Origin of the sequence: Streptomyces sp. NBC_00038 (assembly GCF_026343635.1) — a bacterium.
Taxonomy (GTDB): domain Bacteria; phylum Actinomycetota; class Actinomycetes; order Streptomycetales; family Streptomycetaceae; genus Streptomyces.
This window is the reverse complement of record NZ_JAPELQ010000002.1, coordinates 471,090-494,105: the sequence shown is the minus strand read 5'-3', so window position 1 is coordinate 494,105 and position 23,016 is coordinate 471,090. Positions and strand designations below refer to the sequence as shown.

The following is a 23,016-nucleotide window of genomic DNA, read 5'->3' as shown; positions in this document are numbered from 1 at the left end:
GGACGATCCCTTCCGTACGCGTCAGGGGTAGTTGACGAGGTTGGCCACGTTGGTGGTGGAGTTGGACGGGCCGCCGGTGGAGTTGGCGACATGCCGGATCGTGCCCACGCCGCCCAGGGAGACGGTCACCATGTTCGTCAACCGGGTGCCGCCGTTGGTGGGCACCTCGTAGGCTCTCTCGGACGCGACGGCCGGGTTGACGTTGAAGTAGCAGTAGCTGCCGAGCCCCCAGGCCTGATGGCTGGTGACGGAGTCGGCGACCTTGTAGGCGGCGTAGCCCTGCGTGGATCCGTTCATCCAGGCGGCCTGGTTGGGCGGGTCGTACGGCATCTCGTTCTGGTAGAAGTACGTCTTGCCGCCGTTGCCGTTCCAGATCGTCTGGTACTTCTGGTAGTGCTCCACGAACAGCCCGTACATCGTGACGTTGTCGCCGTTGACGATGAGCCCGGTGTCCGCGGTATTGGTGGTCCATCCGACGCCGGTTCCGTGGTCGGCGCGCCAGATCCACATGTGGTCGCCGATGACGTTGTCACTGTTGACCACGAGGCTGGTGGTCGCCTTGCCCACGGCCGCGCCGCCGACACGGAAGTACACGTCGTGCAGGGACGTCGGGTTGGCGGTGTGCGTGGCGGAGGCGCCGGTCGGGCCGACCTCCAGCAGCGTCGGCGAGTTGGTCGTGCCCGCGTCGAAGAGGACGCCCGCGATCTTGACCCCGTCGACGTCGGCGACCTTCATGGCGGTGACGCCGTTGTCCGGGATGAAGGTGGCGAGGCCCAGTCCGAGGATGACCGTGTCCGCGCGGTTCACCTGCAGCGTCTGGTCCAGGTGGTAGACGCCCGGAGTGACCAGGAGGTTCTTGCCCTCGGCCAGCGCGGCGTTGATCTGGGAGGCGGTCGAGCCGGCCTTGACGATGTAGAACTGGTCCATCGGGAGCGAGCTCCCGGCGGTGCTGCCGCTCGCCCAGCTGGTTCCCGTGGAGTTCGACCGCAGGCTCGGCACGAACACCTGGTAGGCGCCCGCGCTGTCGACGTACAGGTACGGCTTCTCACGCGTGACCGGGCTCTGCGCGATCGTGGTGTTCGGCGGGCTGGGGAAGGTGTTGGCCGGTACGCCCTGGCTGCCGACGAAGACCATGTTCCAGTTGGAGCCGGTCCAGCTGCCGAGCTGCGAGTTGCGCGTCAGCCACTGCTGCTGGCTGCCGGAGTTCACCTGGCCGTCGATCTTGGTGTCGGCCATGTAGCCGCCGCTGGACCAGCCGCCGTCGTCCAGGGCGAGATTGCCGCGGACGTGCATGCGCCGGTAGGACGAGGCCTGGGACACGGCCCAACGGTCGCCGCCGCTCGTCGGGTTGACCGAGAGGTTCTCGGCGCCGCGCCAGAAGTTCTGGGTGGCGTTGCCCTGGAACCAGTCGGCCTCGGCGTGCACCGCGCCGTTGATCGTCACCGAGTCCGGGGACTGGCCAAGGCCGAGAACCTGCGTGTAGAAACCGACGTTGACGTCGGCGCTGTAGGTGCCCGGCTTGAACATCACGGCGTAGCGCTGGGAGCCGAACTGGTTGGTCTGCTGCTGCTGGAAGATGCTGTTCAGCCGGGTCTGGATGGTCGACGCCGACATCGACGGGTCGAACACGACCACGTTCGGACCGAGGTCGACTCCGGTGGACGGCGGGGTCACGGCGGCCACCTGGAACCGCTGGGCCGCGGACCCGTTGCAGGAGTACTGCACCAGCTGCACGCTGTCCGCCGTCGACGCGCTCGGCACGTCCAGGCACTTGCCGCTGTTGCGGTTGACGAAGTGGTAGTTGCCGGCGCCCTCGTCCACGGGCAGCCACTGCTGGTTGTTGCCACCGCCGTACGCCCACAGGTGGACGAGGGCGTTGTCGGCCGTGGAGACGTCGCTCACGTCAACGACCTGGTTGGTGTTGTTGCCGTTGCCGATCCGTACGTAGCCGTCGCTGGTGGTCGTCAGACTCCACTGCTGGGCCGTGGAACTGTTGCACGTGTACTGCTGTACCGCGGTGCCGTTCGTCGTCGCGGCGGACCTGGCGTCCAAACACTTGCCGCTGCCGGCGTTGACCACGGTGGCCATCCCGGTGGGCAGCGCGGCGACCGCCGCGACCGCCTCGTCCTGCTGGGCGAGCGTGAGTCCGGTCACCGTGCTCGCCATGAGGGCGACCGCGGTGAGGAGTTTCGGTATCCGGTGACGGCCGGACTCTCTCTTGGGTCTGGGCACGGGTTTCTCCTGTGTGGAAGGGGGGTGGAAACGAGGAGGTGCGGACTGTGTCCGTCAGCCGGTGTACCTGGCGAAGATGCTGGTGAACTGCCAGGCGCTCTGGGCCACACCCGAGCAGGTGTCGTCGTTCGGGTAGGCACCGGAGCAGGGACGGTCACGGTTGACCGACCAGAACGTCAGCCGTGCCAGGTGGTGCAGCTGCGCATAGCTGAGGATGGTCTCGAAGTTGGCGGGGGTGACCGTCTCGTTGACGTCGGTGATCCCGTTCATGGACGAGATGCCCATGCCCCGGTACGCCTGGTCGTCGGTGTACCCGTAGGCGTTCTTGAGCGCCGTCTTGAGACCCTCGGCCGCCTGGATGGTGAGCGTGCCCATGTTCTGGCCGGCTCCGCCGAAGTCGAACGGCATGATCGTCCAGCCGTCCACGGTCAGACCGGAGGCCGCGGCCCGGTTGATGAGGCCCGTGTCGGGGCCGCTCTGCCCGGTGCCGATGGTGACGTACACCTTGATGCCGGGGTTGTTCGCCTTGATGGTCTTCAGCGCGTCCACGGTGCGCTGCTGGACCGTCGTGTTGCTGTAGGCGTCGGCCTCGATATCGATGTCAATGGCCTTGAGCGCGTACGCGTTGATGACCTTCTGGTACGCCGCCGCCAGCTCGGCCGCGCTGGAGCAGGAACTCTCCAGCTTGTTGCCGCTGTAGCCGCCGAACGAGGGGATGACGTCGCCGCCGTTCGCCCGCACGGTGTTCACGGTCGTCTGGTCGACCCCGCCGGTCAGCGCGCGGCTGCCGTCCCACTGCGGGTTGCAGTAGCCGTTGCTGAGGACGAACGCCAGGGTGAACCACTTGACGCCGGTGGCGTTCATGACGGTGGTGGGGCTGGGCGGGCTGCCCCAGCCGTTGTAGATGTACGGGGCCACCGCCATCGGCGCCGAGGTGGTGGGCGGCGGGGTCGTGTCCGCGGCGGGCGCGGTCCACTTCTGGTTCGCGGCGCCGCTACAGGTCCAGATCTGGATGGGGGTGCCGTTGGCCGAAGTGTTGCCCGTGACGTCGGCGCACTTGTTGGACTGCGTACCGACCAGGTCGCGGGCCGAGGAGACCGTCCACTTCTGGTTCGCGCTGCCGGCACAGTCCCACAGCTGGAGCCTGGCCCCGTCCGCGGTCGAATTGCCGGTGACGTCAAGGCACTTGCCGAGGGCCCGTATGGTCCCGTCGGAGCCGACCGTCCACTGCTGGGCGGCGGTGCCGTTGCAGTCGTAGAGCTGTACGGCCGTGCCGTTCGTGGAGCTCGCCCCGGCGACGTCCAGGCACTTGCCGGCGAGGCCGGTGATCGTGCCGGTGGCGGCCGCGGCGGGTGAGGCGCTGAGGGCGCCGACGGAGAGAGTGAGCATGACCGTGGCGAGCGTGCCGCGCAGTGCGGCGGAGCGCGCAAGGGATTGTCTGGCCATCAAGAGGATCACAGCCCTTCACACGTGGCTGAAGTGGGGGGTTCACGTCCGTGAGCGATGAACGCATTCATGGGACGCTGGTGATCGGTGAACCTATTGGTCTGAACCAGGCACGTCAAGACGTAAACTCAAGATGTGAATTAAGGGGGCCTTGAAAGTGAAGTGGACCTTGAAACGGGCCGCACGCACCAGGAGTTGAAGGATTCACAGCCGCTCGTGATATTTCATGAGCTCAACGGGGCGTCCCACGACTCCACACTCGCGCCCCGGTTGGACAACGCCCCGCTCGTACCAGCCCACCCACCCCCCGACGACTCCCAGTGGTGCTGCCCCATGAACGACCGCACGTTCCGACTCCCGCGCCGCGAAACCGTGATCGGCGCGGAACGCCTCCTCTTCTTCGGTGACGCCGTGTTCGCGATCGCCATCACACTGCTGGCGTTGGACATCACGGTTCCCGAAGGGCTCGCCGACTCCGAGGTCGGTGCGGCGTTGCGGGACGCCGTGCCCAAGATGGGCGCGTACCTGCTGAGCTTCGCCGTGATCGGTGCGCTCTGGCTGGCACAGCACGCGGTGTTCCGCCTGGTAGCGACGCTCGACCGCTGGCTGCTCAACCTCTATCTGGCCCTGCTCGCCGTGGTCGCCGCGCTCCCGTTCCCCACCCGGCTCATCAGCGAGTACGGCGACACGACCGCGGGCACCGCGTTCTACGCCGCCAACATCGCCCTCGCCCTCGCGCTGCTCGCCGCGATGACCGCCTCTCTGCTGGTGCGGCCGTCCCTCGCCGTGGCGGGCGCGGAGCCCGGGCGCATCAGGGGTTCCCTCCGGCGCAGCCTGTTTCTGTTCGGCGTCTTCGCCACCTCGATTCCGGTGGCCTTCGCCTCTCCCACGGCCGCCAAGTACTGGTGGCTCCTGGCGATCCTGTCGAGCCTGCTGGTCCGGAGTCCCAAGACGCCGGACCAGCAGGCGCCGGGGGTTACGGGAACAACTGCCTGAGGAAGGCGTTGTCGTACACCCGGTGCGGGTCGAGGCGGTCCAGTACGCCTGCCGTCTGCTCCCAGTCCGGTCCCGCGCCGTCGTCGAAGGAGGCGGGGACGACGGAGCCGATCACCTCCTGGTCGGACCATGCGGCCTCGTCCGTGTAGGCCCAGCCCTTGGACCACTCGACGCGGGTGAGGGCGTACCCGCCGTCGTACGTCGTGAGCAGGAAGCGCTCCAACTCCCGGTAGAACGCGGGCGCGTCGGCGGTGCCCGGCAGGGTGAGCACGTCCAGCCAGACGGCCGTGTCCCACTCGGGGTGGTCGGCCCGCGGCCGCAGCGCCGACAGCAGAGGGGCGCGGGCGTCCGTCGAGTCTGCGTCGGACGGCTCGTCGAGGCCGGTCACCCGGATCTCGACCGATCCGTTGACGGGATAGCTTCCGCGGGCGGCGTAGGTCGTGAGCAAGTCCCGGTAGAACTCGGTGAACTCGGCGATGACACGCTGCACGTCGGCTCGTGAGGTGTGCACGGCATAGCCGTTGGCGGTCACCCGCAGGGTGGTGGGCTTGAGGTAGAGCAGCGTGTTCTTGGACGGCCCCCAGATGTCCGCGGACAGCGTGGCGGTCAGTCCCACGGCGGCCGCGGTGAACTGTGCGGTGCCCAGGACCGGAGCCAGGTACCAGGCCGCGTCGGACACGATCCGTCCGGCGAGGTCGGCCACCACTGTGGGGACGTTGTCCGAGAAGGGGTAGTTGTACGGCGAGGTCACGCGGCGTGAGGTCAGCGGCTTGCTGGGGGCGACGCTCCACACCTTCAGCCAGGGGAACTCGGTGAAGGCGAACCAGATCGCCTCCGCGCGCCCGGCCTCGTCCAGGAAACTCGCGAAGGTACGTCCGCCGCTGTCGCCGCCCGGCGCCGCGAAGAGCTCGGCGGCGGAGATGTCGGTACGGCTGACACAGCGCAGGTTGGTGTTCGCGCCCGCGCGCAGCACGACCTCGGTGATCAGAGCGCGGCCCAGATGGGTGAGGAGCGCCGCGCAGTCCGGGTCGTCCCGTCCGTAGGTGCGCAGCACATAGGCGTCGCTGTCCGCGTCCCAGACCACCGCCGTCAGCGACAGCACGAGATTGCTGAGCGAGCCGTACGTGTGTCCGGGCAGCCTGCTCTCGCCGTCGGCGGGAACCGCGGTGCCGTGGGCGTCGATGGCCAGCGCGCCGCCGAGCGTCAGGTCACCGGGGGCGGGGGTCGCGGTGAGGCCGAGCCCGCGGTCCTCCAGGAAACCGAGCAGCGTCTCAAGGGTGACGCCCGTGCCGGCCCGGACGGCGGCGGGGGTGGTGGACTCCAGCGAAAGACCGGCCAGGCCGGGGACGGTGTCGACCAGCAGCACGGGGGCGTCCGCCTCGGTCCCCTCCGGGATGGTCAAGGGCGACCAGCCGTGGGAGGAGCCCCGCGCGCGCACGGTCCAGCCCTGCTGCCGGGCCCAGTTGACCACCTGGACGACCTGGTTCGCGTCGCCGGGCGCGCAGGCCCACAGTCCGGCGGCGGTGATCTCCCCGGCCCAGTTGCGGTACGCCGACCGGTAGAGGTCCACCTCCTCGGGGAACCCTGGCAGATCGACGGCCGCCTCGGCCCGGCCCTGGATCACGACTTGGGTCCCGGCGGCGAGCGCGGCGGCGGTCAGCAGGAACCCTCGGCGCGACCATGCGGAGGGCCCTTCACCTCTTGAAGATTCGGTCATGTGTTCCACGCTAGGCAGCGGTTGACACGAATAAGCCCACTGTCGAAGCGCTTCACTCATTCGAGTGACAAACCCTCATAGGAGGTTCATTGCGGGCGCACAGATACGGCCGGTGGGGTGGCGTCCTGCACGTGGGCGGGGAGATGCCAGACTGACGGCATGGACGAGCGCGTATTCGGCAGGTCAGGTCAGCAGGCTTCGGTCACCGGTCTCGGCACGTGGCAGTTGGGGGCGGACTGGGGCGATGTGAGCGATCAGGACGCCCTGGCCGTGCTGGAGGCGGCGGCCGAGTCCGGGGTGACCTTCTTCGACACGGCCGACGTGTACGGCGACGGGCGGAGCGAGCAGACGATCGCGGCCTTCCTGCGCGGCAGGCCGGACCTGCATGTGCTGGTCGCCACCAAGATGGGCCGCCGCGTCGACCAGATCCCGGAGAACTACGTCCTCGACAACTTCCGCGCCTGGAACGACCGCTCCCGCCGCAACCTCGGCGTCGACCGCATCGACCTGGTGCAGTTGCACTGCCCGCCGACGCCGGTCTACTCCTCCGACGAGGTGTTCGACGCCCTCGACACACTCGTCGAGGAAGAGCGGATCGCCGCGTACGGCGTGAGCGTCGAGACGTGCGAGGAGGCGCTGACGGCGATCGCCCGCCCTCATGTCGCGAGCGTCCAGATCATCCTCAACCCGTTCCGCATGAAGCCCCTGCGGCAGGTGCTCCCGGCGGCGCAGGAGGCGGGCGTCGCCATCATCGCCCGTGTTCCGCTGGCCTCCGGCCTGCTCTCCGGCAAGTACACCAAGGACACCGTCTTTGCGGCGGACGACCACCGCACGTACAACCGTCACGGAGAGTCCTTCGATCAGGGCGAGACCTTCTCCGGCGTCGACTTCGCGACCGGCGTGGAGGCGGCGGCCGAGTTCACCGCCCTCGCCCCGGAAGGCGCCACCCCCGCCCAGCTGGCGCTGCGCTGGATCATCCAGCAGCCCGGCGTGACCACGGTGATCCCGGGAGCCCGCTCCCCGGAGCAGGCCCGCGCCAACGCGGCGGCGGCAAAGCTGCCCGAGCTGTCGCAGAAGACCCTCGACGCGGTCGAGGACCTCTACGAGCGGCGGATCAAGGAGCAGGTAGAGGGGCGCTGGTAGCTGCTGCCGGGTTCGGGGTGGTGGGGACGGTTGTCGCCCGAGGGGGCTTGACGGGCACCGGGCGTACCGACTGGCTGATCACGTACGACGCGCGCTGGGGGAGACCCTTGCGGTAGCCGTCCGCCCGCCGCAGGCCCCCTCGGCTCGCGGGGCAGACGGCAGCGCTCGTGAACCGGCGGCGCGCTCGACGATCCCTCCTGTGCCGGGAGGGATCGTCGGACGGCGCACTCCTCGCGTAGTCGCCCGGTCGGCAGCCGACTGCGCGGCTGTCGCTCAGCCGGCAGTCACCCGGCGTCGAACTGCCGGGCCCCGGACAGCTATTGGCCGCCACCCGAGTGATCCCCCTGCCCCCGGGGAGCCTCGGCCCCCGAGAGCGCGCCGAGCTGCCGGTCGTGCAGGCGGCTCAGCAGCAGCACCGAGACGGTCGCCCCGATCAGGGCGCAGAACATGTCCCAGTGGGTGTCCCACACATCTCCCTGCGTGGCCAGGAAGTCGTCCGCCGCGTGGCCGCCGATCACCGCCGTACCGTCGTGCGCGTGCCAGGCGGAGACGGCCAGGCCCGCGCCGACCGCCACCACGAGAACGACCGGGAGAATCCTCCGGGGGGTGCGTTCCGACGTGGGGTCATCGAGCGTCGGCAAGGCCTCGTTCATCGGGCGACGCAGGAGCGAGGCGAGGTGAACTCCGGTCATCGGCGGTCTCCTTGGTCCAGGTGGCCCCATGCTGCTGGAGCACGCGACCGGGGATATGAGTACGCCTACTCACTTCACCGCGAGCTGTTGCCGGGAGGGCGACCCGGTCTTCTCCGCGCCCGCGGTGCATTCACCCTGCCTTCATCACCCGGACTCACGGGTCACTTCCCGCCCTCCCGGCAGCCGCCTATCCTCGCGCCCATCCCGGCCCGCCCCTACCTGTCGGAAGGTGACCCTCGTATGCGCCCCCAATGGCTGCGCAGAGCAAGACGGTTCGGCACCCGGTCCGCCGCCGTGGTCGCGACCAGCGCCCTGGCCCTGGCCGTCCCGTTCCCGGCCGATTCAGCCGTTCTCACCGAGCGGCCGGTCTCCTACGTCGACCCGCTGATCGGTTCGTCCAACGGCGGCAACACCTACCCCGGTGCCACCCTCCCGCAGGGGATGATCGCCTGGTCCCCGACCAGTACCACCGGCGACCAGACCAGCACGGGTGCCGCCAACGGCTACCAGTACGACGCGACCCGCATACGAGGTCTCAGCCTCACCCACGTCAACGGCGCCGGCTGCAACCCCGGCGCGGCAGGCGACGTACCGGTCATGCCGTTCGTCGGCGACGTCACGTCCTCGCCCTCGGCGGACACCAAGGACGCGGTCTACGCCGCCGACTTCACTCACGCCGAGGAGAAAGCCGTACCCGGGCGCTACACGCTCGGCCTCAAGTCCGGTGCCACCGCGGATCTGGCGGTCAGCAAGCGGGCCGGTGTAGCCGACTTCACCTTCCCGGGCGACCGTCCGGCCAACCTGCTCTTCCGCGTCTCCAACTCCCTCAACGGCAGCGAGGACGCCCACGTCGAGATCGACGCCGCGCAGCGCAAGGTGACCGGCTGGGTGCTCACCGGCGCGTTCTGCGGCCGCCGCGCCAACGGCGGCACGAACAACCGCAAGAGCTACTACAAGCTGTACTTCAGCGCGTCCTTCGACCGTGACTTCTCCTCTGTCGGCACCTGGAAGGACGGCACGCTCTCCGCGGGCTCGACCTCCACCTCGGGCGGGGAGGGGTACGCCACCGGGGCGGACCGCGCGGGACGCGGTTCCGGCGGATACGTCGGCTTCGACACGAGCTCCGACAACGATGTCCGGATGCGGGTCGGCATCTCGTACGTCAGTCTCGACGGCGCCGAGGCCAACCTCCGCGGGGAGATCGCACCGCGTGCGAGCGTCGCGGCGGTGGCCGACGCCGGTGCCCGCGCCTGGGACCGGGAACTGAGCACCGTCCGTGTGGGCGGCGGCAGTTCGGCCCAGCGCACCGCCTTCTACACGGCGCTCTACCACTCGCTCATGCAGCCCAACCTGATCAGCGACGGCGACGGCCGGTACTACGGCGTGGACGGCGCGGTGCACCGGCTGGCCCGCGGTCAGCAGGCGCAGTACAGCAACTTCTCGGGCTGGGACCAGTACAGAGCGCAGATACAACTCCTCGCCCTGCTGAAACCGAGGATCGCGGGCGACTTCGCGCAGTCCCTCTACAACTTCGCGCGGCAGAACGACGGAGTCTGGGACCGCTGGGTGCACATCAGCGGCGCCACCCATGTGATGACGGGCGACCCCTCGGCGGCGACGCTGGCCACCTTCTACGCCATGGGCGTGCGCAACTTCGACTACGAGGGAGCCTTCGACTCACTCGTACGACAGGCCACCGTGCCGCGCGACGAAGGGCTCTCCGACGCGGGCTGCCCGGGACAGTGCGTGGGCCAACGCCCCAACCTCGCCCAGTACTTGACATCGCGCTACGCGGCGCAGGACGTGTGCCACTGCTGGGGAGGCGCCGCCGAGACCCTGGAGGACGCCGTCGCCGACTCCGCGCTGGCGAAGTGGGCCGATCTCCTTGGCCGGGACCAGGAGGCCGCCGTCTTCACCGAGCGGGGTGCCTACTGGGACAACGTCTTCAACCCCGCCGCCACGGCCGGCGCCGGCTACATCCAGGCACGCAAGCTCGACGGGTCTTGGGTGACTCCGTTCAGCCCGGGAAGCGACCTCGGGTTCGCGCAGGGCACCAGCGCCACGTACACCTGGATGGTTCCGCAGGACGTGCAGGGGCTGGCCGCCGCGATGGGTGGCCGCGACGAAGCCGCCGCACGCCTCGACGGCTTCTTCCACAAGGCGGACGGTTCCTGGTCGCTCCGGGGCGGCGACCCGCTGCGCTACGACGCCACCAACGAACCCGGCATCCACGCGCCCTGGCTCTACAACGCCCTGGGACAGCCCTGGAAGACCCAGGAGACCGTCCGCGAGATCATCGACACGGTCTACGGCACCGGCCCTTCGGGTCTGCCGGGCAACGACGACCTCGGCACGATGTCCGCCTGGTACGTCTTCTCCGCCCTCGGCCTGTATCCCCAGACCCCGGGCAGCGCCTCCATGCTTCTGAGCGCTCCGCTCTTCCCGAGCGCGGTCGTGGACCGGCCGGGCGGAACCGACATCACCATCAGCGCACCCGGCGCCGACGCCACGCACTCCTACATCGACGCCGTACGGGTCAACGGGCGTACCACGCAACGCTCGTGGACCGGCGCCGACCTCACGACGAAGGGCGGCACCCTCACCTTCCGGCTCGCCGAACAGCCCAACACCCAATGGGCGACCGACCCGGCGGACCTGCCTCAGTGATCCGCGCGGCCCCGCGAGAGAAGTTCTCGCGGGGCCGCACCCCGATCACTGCTGGGGAGCAGCGCTCCGAAGAGCGGCGATGCACGAACCGATCGCCTGCTGGAGCTCCTCCAGACGCTGCACCATGTCGTCCTCGTAGATGTCGTCGGCGTCGTCGAAGGTGAGCTCCTCGAACACCTTCGTGGCCTTCTGCAGGCTGCTGTAGAACTTCGTCCGGCGCTCCTGGACGCGTAGTTCGGGGTCGGCCTGGACCGTCTCGACCACCATGTTCTTCATGGTGTCGTACGCGTCGGTCGCCCACTCGCCGGCGTCCTCGCCCTCGTCCAGCTCGTCGAGGAGGGACAGGTGCCGTTCGGCCTCGGAACGCAGTTCGGCCGGGGCGTCCAGGGTCTGCCCGGCCGGGGTCTTGATCTGGCCCTTCTCCGCGATCTGGCGCACATAGCCGATCCGGTCGGCCGCCCTGGTCTCGGTGGCGACCGCCTTCTTGAGATCGTCGGTGCGGGCGATGTCCCGGGCCAACTCGGTCTGGAGCGCCGGGTCCTCCTTCAGCCGGTCCAGGAGCGCGTGCCGCGCCGCCTGGGCGGTGGACGGGTCGCCGAGGATCGCGGCCCGCAGCGCGGTAGGGTTCTCGGCGACCTCAAGGGCCTTGGTGGGCCGGATGCCCTCGGCCTGGGCGGCCTCCGCGATGGCGGTGCCGCGCTCGGAGGCGGCGCTGGAGCGGGAGACGTAGTACGTGTGCCACACCTCTGCGTCCGGCAGCTCGATGTCCTGGCCCGGGGCCAGCCCCTCGAACTGCGGGACGAGACCGTCGTCGGCCGCCTTGTCCCATGCCTTGTAGTAGCGCATGACGCGCTCGGGCGAGCATCCGGCCAGCTCGGCGAAGTCCTTCGCGGAGATCTTCGGCGTCTCGTCCGCGGACTGCCCGCCGGGCCGCACGCTGCGCGCCACCTTCAGGGCGAAGCTCCAGCCGCCGGTCCGCGCGTAGGCCCCGAAGTCGCGTGCGTCACGCGACACTTCGGGATCCAGCGCGTCGAAACGCGCGTCTGATTCTTCGGACGGAGCAATGGCTACGGTCACCGGGAACTCTCCTGGGTCGGTGCGGCGTTCAGATCACTGAGGATGAAGCTTTGGCCGAAGCTTCAGCCGTTAGCAAGCAGAACCACGAGTAAAACGGAAACAAGCGGACACACAAGTAAAACCGAAACGAGCAAGCCGGAAACGACGCGATGTGATGACCTTCACCCCGATGTGGCGGAAAGTGATGAATTCCTTACGGTCGTGAAACGTACGGGTGGGCGTAGAGCATCGTGAGACCGCAGGAGGATCTTTCGTGCGACCGTTCACTCTCAACTACGCCTTGCCCACAGGGCAGTCGGCCGTGACAGCCGCGTACCACTTCGATGTCTCACTCCAACTGAACGTGCTGCCCGACGGCCGACCGGCCGTCAGCGATCGTGCGCTCCTCCTGGCCTCCGGAACCACGACCTCCACGGCCGGCTCCCAGACGCACTTCGACGACTGACGGCCGCCCGCGCGCATGACGGTACTCATTCTCACAGCCGAACAGGACGTCACCGCCGACATGGTGGTGGCCAAACTGCATGAACAGGGCGTGCCCATGGTGCGTCTGGACCCCGCCGACGTGCCCGGCAAGGCCGTGCTGTCCGCCGACTACGCCCATGGCGACTTCGACGGCTATCTGTCGGTCAACGGCCATGTGCTCAGCATGGGCGGCCTGCGCTCCGTGTGGGTGCGCAGGCCGGGCGAACCGGCGGCGCACGCGGCCGATCCCTCGCCGTGGCTCACCGCCGAGACCAGGCAGGCCCTGTTCGGGATGCTCTACTCCGCCGCGACCCGCTGGATGAACCACCCGCGCAGCGCCGAGCAGGCCCGGCACAAGCCCTGGCAGCTGCGGGTCGCGCACAGCAGCGGCTTCGCGGTGCCGCCCACCATCATCACGACCGCTCCACGGGTCGCCCAGCAGTTCGTCGAGGAGTACCGCGACGTGGTCGTGAAGTCGGCCTCGGGGCCTCCGCCGGGCGAGCCGCCGGTGGCCCTGCCCACCACGCTCATCGGACCCGACACGGACTTCTCCGGCGTCGCGGTCGGCCCGGCGTTGCTCCAGCAGTACATTCCCAAGTGCGCCGACATCCGGCTCACCGCCATCGGCTCCCGCCTGTTCGCGGCCCGCAAGACCGCCGTGCCCGAGCAGGTCGACGGGCGTTTCGGCGACACAGGACACACCTGGGAGCCCATCGCGGTGCCCGGCCGTATCGCCCGCTCCGTCCACGAGTACCTCACCTTCACCGGACTGGCGTACGCCGCCTTCGACTTCGCGGAGGACAAGGAGGGCGTCTGGTGGTTCCTGGAGGGCAACCAGGGCGGCCAGTTCGGCTTCGTCGAGCTGGAGACGGGCCAGCCCATCGCCGAAGCGGTCGCCCTGTGGCTGTCGCAGCGAAGACCCGATGCCCGTGCCCCCGCAGGGCGGAGATGACCCGTGCCCTGCGGCAGCTCACCGGATCACTCCGGCTGGAAGGACTGGAAGAACACGTCCAGCGCCTCCTGGTTGGCGGAGTCGTTCCATTCGTCGGCCGGGGTCGTCCAGCGCAGGGAGAAGCCCTCGCTGTCACCGATGAGGAATCCCCGGCCGAGCGTGCGCTCACGGACCCCGTCGGACACGGAGAACCACTCCATGTCGGCGCCCTCGAAACCGCGGTAGTCCACGGCGCGGATGTCACCCACCCGCTCGTAGTCGGTGGACTCGCTCCGCAGTGATGGCTCCAGCTGTGCCCAGACCTCGACGGGGTCGGGGCCGAGCCGGGTGCTGTAGGTGACGGCCAGCGTGCGCGGATCCCCGCTCGCGCCGAAGGTGACGCGGTAGGAGAGGTCGGAAGTCCCGTTGGTCCGCAGGGGTTTCCAGCCCGTGGGCAGGTCGATGGAGAAGCCCTCGGGCGCGTTGTAGGTGGAGAAGGTGGACGACGGTGTCTCTTCGACAGTGGGAGAGGGAGACGCCGGGGTCGAGGCCGCCGGTGGCCTCTCGGGGGCGGTGGCCGTATCGGTGGGTGCCGCGGACGGAGTGCCGGAAGCGGCCGGCGGGGATCCGGAAGCGGTCGGCGAAGGTGCGGAGCCGGACGCGGAGGTGTCGTCGTCGGGCAGCCCGCCCGCCGCGGTGAGCACCGCGAAACAGACGACGGTGACGACCAGCGCCCCACCCACCAGAACCGGCCGGCTGACAGTGCGTCCGCCAAAGGTCCGCCCCGTTCGCTGGGCGGCACCGTAGGTGTCGCGGAAGACGGGCAGTTGCGCCGTGGGCGCCGAGTCGTCGAGTTCCTGCTTGAGGATGCGGGTCAGCGCCTCGCGCACGACCGGCTCTGGCACCCGTTCGAGCAGATCCCGGCGCAGGAGTCCCTGAATGGCGGGGCTGAGCGGGCCCGCCTTCGCCGGCTGCCGGATGGGCAGCCGGTCCACGGCGCGGAGCGTGGCATCGAGCCGTCCACGGTCCCGGATGGGCGGCCGCCCCTCGACCATCGCGTACATCATCGCGCCCAGGGCCCACAGGTCCGCCGCCGGTCCGGTGCTCTCGCCGCGCGCCTGCTCCGGGGATGCGTACGACGGCGCGGTCACCCGTGCCGAGCAGGTGGCCCCCATCAGGCCGAAGCCGCTCACCGTGACCGAGCCCTGGTCGTCCACCCAGATCTGCCCCGGGCTGAGATCGCCGTGTGTCTGCCCGTGGCGATGAGCCGCGGCGATGACATCGAGGAGACCGAGCCCGATGCGGGCGGTCCGGATGTAGTTCACCGGACCCTTCCCGAGGAGCGCGCTCAGCGGGACTCCGGGGGACCGCTCCGTGACCGTCCACAGGAAATCGTTGTCCTCGATCACGTCGACGACGGTGGACACCTTGCCGGGGCAGACCAGTCCCATGCGCTCGGACTCGCGCAGGATCCGGGCGGCGGTACGGTGCTCCGCCTGCTCCCGCAGATGGTCGGGGAGCCGTGACCTGGTCAAGGTGACCGGACGCTCGAACTCGACGTCCTGGCCGTGCCAGCCGTCCCGGCCCTCCTCCCGGTGGACGACCTCCAGGAGGCGGTATCTGCCGGCGACCAACTCGTCCGTGGGGTCTTGCACCTTGACCATGCTCATCCCTCGCTGCGCGCACCGGGCTCTCACCTTTCCTGGAAGTACGCAGGGGGTGACGATGAGTGTTCAAAGGAAGACGGATCGGGCACCCGCTTTTTTCGCGCAGGGCTCACCCCACGGTGGTCCTGCCTATGTAGGAGTCGGCGAAAGCGGCCGCCGCGGCGGGCGATCCGAGGATCCGCCGCAGCCGGGCACCCGCGGATCCGGCCCGGAAGGGTTCGCCCGACGACGGCCCGTGCAGCAACTCCGCGAACCACCGCGAGAATTCCTGGTACTCCCAGACACGCGCGAGGCAGGCCGCCGAATAGCCGCGCAGTGCACTGCCGTTGCCCGTCCCGTAGTACGCGAGGAGCCCGTCGGCCAGGAGCAGCGCGTCGTGCAGCGCGAGGTTCATGCCCTTCGCCGCTATCGGCGCGACGAGGTGGGCGGAGTCGCCCGCCAGGAACAGCCGCCTGTACGTCATCGGCTCCACGACGTAGCTGTGCATGTCGAGCACCCGCTTCTCGATCAGCGGGCCCTCGGTGAGCGGCGGGGCGCCGTTCACCGCAAGGCGGGCGTGGAGTTCCGACCACACGCGTTCGTGCGGCCAGTTCTCCGGGTCCTCGCCGGGCGCGACCTCGAGGTAGTAGCGGGTGACCTGCGGGCTCCGGGCCATATGGGCGGCGAAACCGCGCGGGTTGATGCCGAAGACGACGCAGTCGGAGGACGGCGGCGCCTCGGCGAGAAGCGCCAGCCAGCCCACTCCGTAGTCGTACCGGGCGACGGTGCCCTGATCCGGGGTCACGTAGGTGCGCGTCACGCCGCGCGCGCCGTCGCAGCCCGCGATGATCTCGCAGTCGATACGGCGGCGCTCACCCGTCGCCGGGTCCGTGTACAGCACCGAGGGCCGGTCCCCGTCGATGCCGTGCAGCGCCACATCGCGTACGCCGAAACGGATGTCGCCGCTGCGCACGTCGGCGTACTCGCGCACCAGGTCGGTCACAAGGAGCGGCTGCGGATAGACGAAGTGCCGGTCCCCGGTCAGCTCGGCGTACCGGAACCGGTGACGCTCGCCGCCGGTCCGGAACTCGCACTCGCTGTGCGCCTGCGCCCGCTCCACGAGCCGGCCGGCCAGCCCCCGCTCCTGCAGCGCGCGCACCGCCCACTCCTCGATGAACCCCGCCCGGGGCCGCTGTTCGATGAACTCGCGGCTCTCGGTCTCCAGGACCACGCAGTCGACGGACGCGGCCCGCAGGATGTTGCCGATGGTGAGACCGGCCGGTCCCGCGCCGACGATGACGACGGGGACGCGCTGTACGGGGGTGGGGGTGGGGGAGGTCACCCGAACATTATGGCGATGCTCCGTCAGCGCCGGACACCTCCCCCAGGAGTCGCCCGAGCGCCCTCTATCCGTCGCCCCGCGCCACGAACTCCCAGCCCCCGTGCGGCACTTCGTACACGATGAATCCCCGGTCCGAACGGACGAACACCGCTCCGTCCGGAGCCGTCACGGCCGAACGGGCGGCCGCCGGCACATGCACCTCGGCCGTCGCCCCGACCGGCACCGTGACCGACAGCCGAGTCGTCCCGTCGACGAGGGACCACGCGGCTTTCGCTTGCCCGCGCACCGTGTGCACCGACGTGCGGGCCCAGTTCACGCCCGTGCGGCCGTCCGGCCGGACCGTGAAGGTGCGGTAGCCCGCGTCGCCGGGACGCAGCCCTGCCACGCTCTCGTAGAGCCACTGCACGACCGTGCCCTGGAAGTAGTGGTCCCTGGACCGGGAGTCGAGGGGCCACATCTCCCACATGGTGTCGGCGCCGTGGTCGAACCAGTAACCCCAACTCGGGTACGAGCGCTGGGTGGCGATCGCGTGCGCCACTTCGGGATGCCCCTGCGCGGACAGTTCGCGCAGCAGCACGCTCGTGCCCAGCGCCCCGGTGTTGAGATGGTTGCCGCGCTGGGCGATGTCGGCGAGGAGCGAGTCGACGACGCTCGCCCGCGCGCCCGGCGGGACCAGTCCGAAGGCGAGTGGAACGCAGTTGTTCGTCTGGCGGTAATCGGGGTCCTTCGCGGTGCGGTAGTGCCCGTCGGGCCCGAGGAACGCCGCGTTGAACGCCTCCTTGAGGCCGCCCGCGACCTCGCGGTAGCGCGTCGCGATCCCGTCGTCGCCCAGGAGGTCGGCGAGTTCCGCCGTCCCGGTCAGCGCGCGATGCAGATACGCGGTCGCGGTCAGCCGGGTGTCCTCCGGTGGATTGCCGCCGTAGCCCGGCGGCAGATAGTCGCCGAGAGCGGTCACCGCGAGCCCGTCCCTGAGACGGGAGATCTCCCAGTCCAGGTAGCGGGTGAGCGGCGCCCAGTGGTCCCGGGCCAGCCGCTCGTCGCCGTACACGCGGTACATCTCGCGTACGAGGAAGGGGTACACAGTCGTCCACTCGGGGGACGGGCCGAGCTCACCGTAGCCCCAGCCGCCGCTCGGCACGATCACCGGCAGCTGCCCATCGGTGTTCTGACTGTCCCTCAGGTCGCCGAGCCACTTCGACAGGAAGCGGTGCACCCCGAACGCGTACGCCATGACGGGCGCACCCAACTGGGCGTCACCGGTCCAGCCGTTCTTCTCGTACATCGGCGTGTCCGTCGGGATGCCGTGCAGATTGTTGAGGACGGTACGCCGCATCGCCCGCTCCAACTGCTCGTAGAACGGCTCGGAACAGGCGAACGTGCTCGTCGCCGCCACCCGCGTGTGCACGACGCGGCCCAGCACCTGGGAGGGGTCGGGCTTCTCGGGCAGTCCGCTGATCTGTACATAACGGAAGCCCTTGTAGGAGAACTTGGGCTCCCACACCTCGTCGGCACCGCCGCCCGCGCACACGTACTCGTCCGTCTGGAAGCGGCCCGGCACATGCCCGGTCTCCGCGTACACACTGCCGTCGGAGTTCAGCTTCTCGCCGTGCGTCAGGCGAACCGTGGTCCCGGCCTCGGCCCGCACGGTCAGCCTCGACCAGCCCGCCAGGGTCCGGCCCATGTCGACGACGTACACCCCCTCGGTCAACTCACCGATGGCGACCGGGCGTACGGTCTCGATGACCTCGATCGGATCGTGCGCCTGGGCGTGCAGGGTTCCCCGCGGCGCGTCCTGTCGCTGTGCCTCCTGCCAGCCTTGGTCGTCGAACCCGGGGCGCGTCCAGCCTGTTGGTGCCTTGCGTGCGTCGTAACTCTCCCCTGCGTACAAGGAGTTGGAGCGGGTCGGTCCCTCGGTGATCCGCCATTGCCCGTCCGTTGCGACGAGGGTGCGTGAGCCGTCCGGATGGTCGACCTCGAGCTGGGCCAGCAGGCGCGGTTCGTCGTGCCAGGGCGGTTGGTGCCAGTTCCATACATTGGGCGTGGTCATGCCGAAGAAGCCGCGGCCGAGTGTCACCCCGATCGCGTTGACGCCCCGCCGGACCCGGTCCGTCACGTCGTGCACCGCGTACAGCACCGTCTCGTCGTAGTCCGTGAAGCCGGGATCGAGCACCTGCCGGCCGATGCGTACGCCGTTGATCTCGGCGTCGTAGTACGCGAGCCCGCTGATGTGGAGCCGGGCGCGCACCACCTCCCGCGGGAGGGTGAACTCGCGCCGCAGCAGGGGAGCGGGCTGTTCGGGCACCGTGATCGATACGCCAGTGCCCCAGGGGCCCTGCCCGTACGGCGCGAGCACCACCGCATCGGACCAGCCGGCTTCGTCGAAGTCGGGCTGCTGCCAGCCCTGTTGCTCACTCTCGGCGCAACGCCACCCCGCTCCCGTGACCAGCTCGACCGTGCCGCCGGAGGCGGTCTCGACGATCAGACGGACGAGGAGCCCGCCGGGATTGACGGAGGAGCTGCCCCGGTTGGTCGCCAGTGCGGCGACCACGATCCGGCCGCCGGGTTCCTCACCCACCTGCTCGGTGACATCGGCGAGATGTCCGGTGCGCCAGGCGTCCGTCTGCTCGGGCTGGTGCAGCACCTCCTGCCCGTCCAGGTACAGGGTGAAGTCGTCGTCGGCGGTGGCCAGCAGGGTCGCCTTGCGGATCTCCGCGCCCGCGGGGAGGGTGACCGCCCCTCGGAACCAACGGGGCCCGGCGGGGGCCGAGTTGGTGGTCGATCCGGGCGACCAGATCCAGGACGCGGCCTGGAAGCCCGGCGGCTCGGGAGCGGCCGCGGCACCGATCCAGAACCCCTGCCACGCGTCCTTTGGCAACGTTGTCTCCCACCAGCGCGGCGCACTCCACGCGGACGGACGGCCCTCGCCGTCCCAGACCCTGACCTGCCAGTGGTAGCGGGTACGGGGTTTCAGCGCGGGACCCGCGTAGACGATGCCGACGGTTCGGTCCGACTCGACCCGGCCCGAGTCCCAGACCAGGTGTCGCCCCCGGACCAGATCCTTCTCGGTGGGCGCCACTCTCACCCGGTACGCGGACTGCCGGGCGCCTCGTCCGCCGGCGGTCAACTCCCAGGTGAGTCTGGGATGTTCGACCTCGGTGCCGAGAAGCGTGTCGGCGTACTCGACGGTCGTGCGCTCGATGCGCAGCCCGTCCCCGTGCGGGGCGTCGCTGCCTGCCCCCGGCGAGGCGTTCGCGGTACCGGTGCCCACGGACCCGAGCGCGATGGAGGTGCCTGCCCCGGCGACGGAGCTGCGCAGGAAGACGCGGCGGTTCCAATCCTTGGCCATGTGTCGCCCTTCCGTGATTGAAACGTTTCATTCCGGTGGCAACGATCCTATGAGGCGTGGCTGTTGGGCCTCAAGGGGCGTGCAGGCAACTCATGGACGACCTCGGCTTCAGCGGTGTGTCGGCAACCAGGTGTCGATGACGGCCGCCAGCTCGTCGCGACCGGTGAAGACGTGTCCGTTCATGCCGATGGCCTGCGCGGCGCGCACGTTCTCCTCGCGGTCGTCGACGAAGAGGAAGTCGGTCGGGGCGGCCCGCATGGCAACGACGCAGTGCTGGAAGGCCGCTGGGTCCGGCTTCGCCGCTTTGATCTTCCCGGAGAAGGCGACGTGGTCCAGAGTGCGCAGCCAGGGCTGCGCGGTGAGGAAGGCGTCCGCGTGGTCCGAGGGGATGTTGGACAGCAAGGCGACCTCGGTGACGTCGCGGAGGGACTTGGCGTAGGCGACCATCCGCGCATCGACGCGTGACCAGCTGTCGATGTCGGTGAGGCGCAGTTCCTCGATCGTGTCGGCGTCGACGGACCGGGACAGCCATCGCAGTACGGCGGTCCAGTACTCGGGCGCGGACTGCTGACCGGCGTCGTAGGGCGGGCGGCAGGCCCAGTAGGCCGTGGTGAAGGCTTCGGTGGGTGCGTGGCAGCGGGCGGCCATCTTTTCCAGGGCGCCCGGGCGTTGGTGGCGGGCGATGACCCCGAAGAGGTCGAACAGCACGATGTGTCGGTCGGTGGGCATGGTGAGGGTTCCTCCGGGTTCTGACGGCCGGGGCGGGAGGGAAAGCCTGTGCGGCACGGAGTGAGCCGCGCCGCACAGGCGGTCAGGGGCTGCTGTGTGCCGCCTCGCGCGTGCGGTCGGATTCCGTGCGCAGGATTCCGGCGGCCACAGCGGTGATCGCACACAGCAGGATCAGCAGTACGAAGGTGTGGTTCAGGGCGACGAGGTGGGTCAGCCAGCCGATGACGGCGGGGCCGGCGAGCATGCCGACGTAGCCGAGCCCGGCGACGCGGGAGACATTGGCGCCTGCGGCGGCGGGGTCGGCGTGCCCGGCCGCGCTGAACAACTGCGGGACACAGCCGGACAGTCCGAGACCGAACAGCGCCCACCCCACGAACGCGGCCCAGATCCACGGGGAGACGGTCACGATCGTGATGCCGACGCCGGCCGTCGCCGCGCCGTAACGCAGGATCGCCATGGACCCGAACCGGGCCACGAGGCGGTCGGCGAGCAGCCGGCCGATGGTCATGGTCGCCGCGAAGGTGCCGTACGCGAAGGCGGCGGTGCTCGCGGGTGCGCCGAAGACGTCCTTCACGTGCAGCGCGCTCCAGTCGTTGGCGGCTCCCTCGCACAGCATGACCATCAGCGCCAGGACGGCCAGGATCCAGATGCGCCCGCTGGTGCTGCGGCGCTCGGTGGCCGGCGCTTGCCCGGCCTTCCCCTCGGAATCGGTGTCGGCGGCGACGGGTGCGGCCGGCAGCAGGGCGCGTGCCGACACCAGGGCGATCACGATCCCCAGGGCTCCCACGGCAGCCATGCCTGCGGCGGGGCTCAGGCCGGTGCTCGCCGTAGCCGCTCCGACGAGCGCGGCAAGGACACCGCCGACCGAGAACGTGGCGTGGAAGGCCGACATCACGGGTCGGCCGTACGCCTTCTCCACGTGCACGGCGTGGGCGTTCATGCTCACGTCCAGGCAGCCGTTGCAGAATCCGAAGACCAGCAGGGCACCCGCCAGCGTCCACGGATCCCGGGGGAGACCGGGCAGTACCAGGGCCGCGCTGCACAGCACGCCGGTGGCGGGGACGACGATGCGCGCCCCGAGAGAGTCGGTCAGACGCCCGGCCACCTGCATACCGATGAAGGCCCCGAGCCCCAGCAGCACCAGCAGTCCCCCGAGCGTCGCGTGACTGATGCCCACGCGTTCCTCGACAGCGGGGATGTTCACTACCCAGGTGCCCATCAGGGTGCCGCACAGGCTGAAGTAGACAAAGGTCGCTATCCGGGCGCCTCGCAGCGAATCATTCATGACAGCCACCGTAACGAACATCCTTGGTGATTGAACACTGTCACTTCGCACACATTGAATGTTCGTTTCGTCTGGTGTTCAATCGCGGTATGAGCAACGCAGACCGGCACGGGATGATCGCGCAGGCCGTCAGGGAGTCGGGAAGGATCACGGTCCAGGAACTCACCGAATTGACCGGCGCCTCCGAGATGACCATCCGGCGCGACCTCGACACGCTGGCGGCACAGGGCGTCCTCGAGCGCGTCCGTGGCGGGGCGCGCACCCTGCTGCTCAGGGGCGAGGAGCCACCCTTCGCGCTGCGTGCCCACGAGGCCGTCGAAGCCAAGCGCCGCATCGCGGCGGAGGTGTCCTCGCTCATCGCCGACGGCGAGACCGTCCTCCTCGACAGTGGCACCACATGCCTGGAGATCGCCCACCTGCTGCGCCGGCGGCCGGTGACTGTGATGCCCCTGTCATTGCAGGCCATCCATGTGCTCGGCGAGGGCCCGGGCCCGGCCACACTGATGGTGCCCGGCGGGCAGCCCCGGGCCGCCGAGGGAGCCCTCACCGGCCCGCTCACCCTCGCGTCCCTGGCCGCACTCCGCTTCGACACCGCCGTCATGGGCTGCTGTGGTCTGAGCGCGGCCGACGGCCTGACCGCCTACGACCTCGACGACGCGGCCGTGAAGAAGGCCGCCATCGCCTCCACGCGCCGCATCATCGTCGCCGCGGACGGCGGCAAGCTCGGCCACACCGCCTACGCCTACGTCGGCCCCGCCACGCTCCTGCACACCGTCGTCACCGACACCACGGCACCCGCCGACGAGGTCGCGGCGCTCGAAGGCACCGGCACCGTCGTCAAGGCCGTCTGACAAGACGGTCCCCGGACGTCGAGGCGATCGCGCTCGGCGGGCGACGACGGCACTGTTCCGGACCGATGGCACGGCGCTGCTCGTGCCGGTCACTTCCGCTCCAGCGCGGCCAGCCGCAGTTCAAGCTGGTCGACCCGGTGCCGTAGCAGGGTGACCTGGGCTTCCAGGCTGACTTCCCGTTCCGCCCTGCGTTGGATACGCGGTGACGTGGCGGCGCGCTCGATCACCGCCTCCAGCTGGACCAGGCGCTGCGGTCCGTTCGGGCCGTCCACCAGCCGGGACTCGATCTCGCCATTGCGGTACCAGGACCGCAGGGCGGAGCGGGAAACGCCGGTCTCGGATTCCGCCTTGGCCAGCGTGACCCAGGGCGTCTCGTCCAGCCGTTCGAACAGCTCCAGCTCGTTCTGCCAGCGCGCGAGCCGGTCCTCCCAGTCCGATGGTGTCTCCATCA

Annotated in this window: 17 protein-coding genes; 6 read left to right on the top strand and 11 right to left on the bottom strand. The window is 69.7% G+C overall.

Going from position 1 to position 23,016, the window contains the following annotated elements; all coding sequences use genetic code 11:
- Positions 1–21: 21 nt before the first annotated feature.
- Entirely contained in the window at positions 22–2,166 is a 2,145-nt protein-coding gene (locus tag OG219_RS45325) for an RICIN domain-containing protein (RefSeq protein WP_266837970.1), read from the bottom strand.
- 120 nt (positions 2,167–2,286) lie between these two features.
- Positions 2,287–3,621 carry a lectin gene (locus OG219_RS45320; RefSeq protein ID WP_266837968.1) on the bottom strand — a complete coding sequence of 445 codons (1,335 nt, stop codon included), beginning with the start codon at positions 3,619–3,621 and terminating at the stop codon, positions 2,287–2,289.
- A 390-nt stretch (positions 3,622–4,011) separates the two neighbouring features.
- Here OG219_RS45320 and OG219_RS45315 point away from each other — a divergent pair, with 390 nt between their 5' ends.
- On the top strand, positions 4,012–4,674 hold the full coding sequence (locus OG219_RS45315) for a TMEM175 family protein (protein WP_266837186.1): 663 nt from the start codon (positions 4,012–4,014) through the stop codon (positions 4,672–4,674).
- Here OG219_RS45315 and OG219_RS45310 read toward each other — a convergent pair.
- Entirely contained in the window at positions 4,655–6,391 is a 1,737-nt protein-coding gene (locus OG219_RS45310; protein ID WP_266837184.1) for a cholesterol oxidase substrate-binding domain-containing protein, read from the bottom strand. The two genes, OG219_RS45315 and OG219_RS45310, sit on opposite strands and share 20 nt — an antisense overlap.
- A gap of 159 nt (positions 6,392–6,550) precedes the next feature.
- On the opposite strand from OG219_RS45310, the gene OG219_RS45305 reads away from it, so the two are divergent.
- Positions 6,551–7,534 carry an aldo/keto reductase gene (locus tag OG219_RS45305; RefSeq protein ID WP_266837182.1) on the top strand — a complete coding sequence of 328 codons (984 nt, stop codon included), beginning with the start codon at positions 6,551–6,553 and terminating at the stop codon, positions 7,532–7,534.
- A gap of 317 nt (positions 7,535–7,851) precedes the next feature.
- On the opposite strand, the gene OG219_RS45300 is transcribed toward OG219_RS45305, so the two are convergent.
- The gene (locus OG219_RS45300) at positions 7,852–8,187 is read right to left on the bottom strand and encodes a DUF2238 domain-containing protein (protein ID WP_266837966.1); all 336 of its coding nucleotides are present in this window, start codon (positions 8,185–8,187) and stop codon (positions 7,852–7,854) included.
- Between the two features lie 279 nt (positions 8,188–8,466).
- Here OG219_RS45300 and OG219_RS45295 point away from each other — a divergent pair, with 279 nt between their 5' ends.
- Positions 8,467–10,893 carry a GH92 family glycosyl hydrolase gene (locus tag OG219_RS45295; protein WP_266837180.1) on the top strand — a complete coding sequence of 809 codons (2,427 nt, stop codon included), beginning with the start codon at positions 8,467–8,469 and terminating at the stop codon, positions 10,891–10,893.
- Between the two features lie 45 nt (positions 10,894–10,938).
- On the opposite strand, the gene OG219_RS45290 is transcribed toward OG219_RS45295, so the two are convergent.
- A complete protein-coding gene (locus OG219_RS45290) occupies positions 10,939–11,958 on the bottom strand; it encodes a hypothetical protein (protein ID WP_266837964.1) in 1,020 nt (339 codons plus the stop codon).
- Between the two features lie 265 nt (positions 11,959–12,223).
- On the opposite strand from OG219_RS45290, the gene tgmA reads away from it, so the two are divergent.
- Entirely contained in the window at positions 12,224–12,415 is a 192-nt protein-coding gene (gene tgmA / locus OG219_RS45285; protein WP_266837178.1) for a putative ATP-grasp-modified RiPP, read from the top strand.
- A gap of 15 nt (positions 12,416–12,430) precedes the next feature.
- Positions 12,431–13,387 (top strand): ATP-grasp ribosomal peptide maturase, encoded by a 957-nt coding sequence (gene tgmB / locus OG219_RS45280; protein ID WP_266837176.1) that lies wholly within the window; start codon positions 12,431–12,433, stop codon positions 13,385–13,387.
- Positions 13,388–13,413: 26 nt separating this feature from the next.
- Here the strand turns inward: tgmB and OG219_RS45275 are convergent, their stop codons facing one another.
- The 5 genes from OG219_RS45275 to OG219_RS45255 form a co-directional block, all read right to left on the bottom strand.
- Entirely contained in the window at positions 13,414–15,030 is a 1,617-nt protein-coding gene (locus OG219_RS45275; protein WP_323183375.1) for a protein kinase, read from the bottom strand.
- A gap of 112 nt (positions 15,031–15,142) precedes the next feature.
- Positions 15,143–16,354, bottom strand: a complete 1,212-nt coding sequence (locus OG219_RS45270) for a 4-hydroxybenzoate 3-monooxygenase (protein ID WP_266837172.1) — start codon at positions 16,352–16,354, stop codon at positions 15,143–15,145.
- A gap of 64 nt (positions 16,355–16,418) precedes the next feature.
- Complete coding sequence (locus tag OG219_RS45265) at positions 16,419–19,700, bottom strand: family 78 glycoside hydrolase catalytic domain (RefSeq protein ID WP_266837170.1); 3,282 nt, start codon at positions 19,698–19,700, stop codon at positions 16,419–16,421.
- 108 nt (positions 19,701–19,808) lie between these two features.
- Positions 19,809–20,429, bottom strand: a complete 621-nt coding sequence (locus OG219_RS45260; protein WP_266837168.1) for an HAD family phosphatase — start codon at positions 20,427–20,429, stop codon at positions 19,809–19,811.
- An 82-nt stretch (positions 20,430–20,511) separates the two neighbouring features.
- A complete protein-coding gene (locus OG219_RS45255; RefSeq protein ID WP_266837166.1) occupies positions 20,512–21,714 on the bottom strand; it encodes an MFS transporter in 1,203 nt (400 codons plus the stop codon).
- 89 nt (positions 21,715–21,803) lie between these two features.
- Here OG219_RS45255 and OG219_RS45250 point away from each other — a divergent pair, with 89 nt between their 5' ends.
- The gene (locus OG219_RS45250; RefSeq protein WP_266837164.1) at positions 21,804–22,565 is read left to right on the top strand and encodes a DeoR/GlpR family DNA-binding transcription regulator; all 762 of its coding nucleotides are present in this window, start codon (positions 21,804–21,806) and stop codon (positions 22,563–22,565) included.
- A gap of 89 nt (positions 22,566–22,654) precedes the next feature.
- Here the strand turns inward: OG219_RS45250 and OG219_RS45245 are convergent, their stop codons facing one another.
- Positions 22,655–23,014 carry an excisionase gene (locus OG219_RS45245; RefSeq protein ID WP_266837162.1) on the bottom strand — a complete coding sequence of 120 codons (360 nt, stop codon included), beginning with the start codon at positions 23,012–23,014 and terminating at the stop codon, positions 22,655–22,657.
- Positions 23,015–23,016: the final 2 nt, after the last annotated feature.

What these genes read in the sequence shown, in the direction of transcription:
- OG219_RS45310 (WP_266837184.1), bottom strand. Translation starts at nt 6,391, where the DNA reads ATGACCGAATCTTCAAGAGGTGAAGGGCCCTCCGCATGGTCGCGCCGA.
- OG219_RS45315 (WP_266837186.1), top strand. Translation starts at nt 4,012, where the DNA reads ATGAACGACCGCACGTTCCGACTCCCGCGCCGCGAAACCGTGATCGGC.
- OG219_RS45295 (WP_266837180.1), top strand. Translation starts at nt 8,467, where the DNA reads ATGCGCCCCCAATGGCTGCGCAGAGCAAGACGGTTCGGCACCCGGTCC.
- OG219_RS45305 (WP_266837182.1), top strand. Translation starts at nt 6,551, where the DNA reads ATGGACGAGCGCGTATTCGGCAGGTCAGGTCAGCAGGCTTCGGTCACC.
- OG219_RS45245 (WP_266837162.1), bottom strand. Translation starts at nt 23,014, where the DNA reads ATGGAGACACCATCGGACTGGGAGGACCGGCTCGCGCGCTGGCAGAAC.
- OG219_RS45255 (WP_266837166.1), bottom strand. Translation starts at nt 21,714, where the DNA reads ATGAATGATTCGCTGCGAGGCGCCCGGATAGCGACCTTTGTCTACTTC.
- OG219_RS45275 (WP_323183375.1), bottom strand. Translation starts at nt 15,030, where the DNA reads ATGGTCAAGGTGCAAGACCCCACGGACGAGTTGGTCGCCGGCAGATAC.
- OG219_RS45325 (WP_266837970.1), bottom strand. Translation starts at nt 2,166, where the DNA reads ATGGCGAGCACGGTGACCGGACTCACGCTCGCCCAGCAGGACGAGGCG.
- OG219_RS45250 (WP_266837164.1), top strand. Translation starts at nt 21,804, where the DNA reads ATGAGCAACGCAGACCGGCACGGGATGATCGCGCAGGCCGTCAGGGAG.
- OG219_RS45300 (WP_266837966.1), bottom strand. Translation starts at nt 8,187, where the DNA reads ATGAACGAGGCCTTGCCGACGCTCGATGACCCCACGTCGGAACGCACC.
- OG219_RS45260 (WP_266837168.1), bottom strand. Translation starts at nt 20,429, where the DNA reads ATGCCCACCGACCGACACATCGTGCTGTTCGACCTCTTCGGGGTCATC.
- OG219_RS45320 (WP_266837968.1), bottom strand. Translation starts at nt 3,621, where the DNA reads ATGCTCACTCTCTCCGTCGGCGCCCTCAGCGCCTCACCCGCCGCGGCC.
- tgmB (WP_266837176.1), top strand. Translation starts at nt 12,431, where the DNA reads ATGACGGTACTCATTCTCACAGCCGAACAGGACGTCACCGCCGACATG.
- OG219_RS45265 (WP_266837170.1), bottom strand. Translation starts at nt 19,700, where the DNA reads ATGGCCAAGGATTGGAACCGCCGCGTCTTCCTGCGCAGCTCCGTCGCC.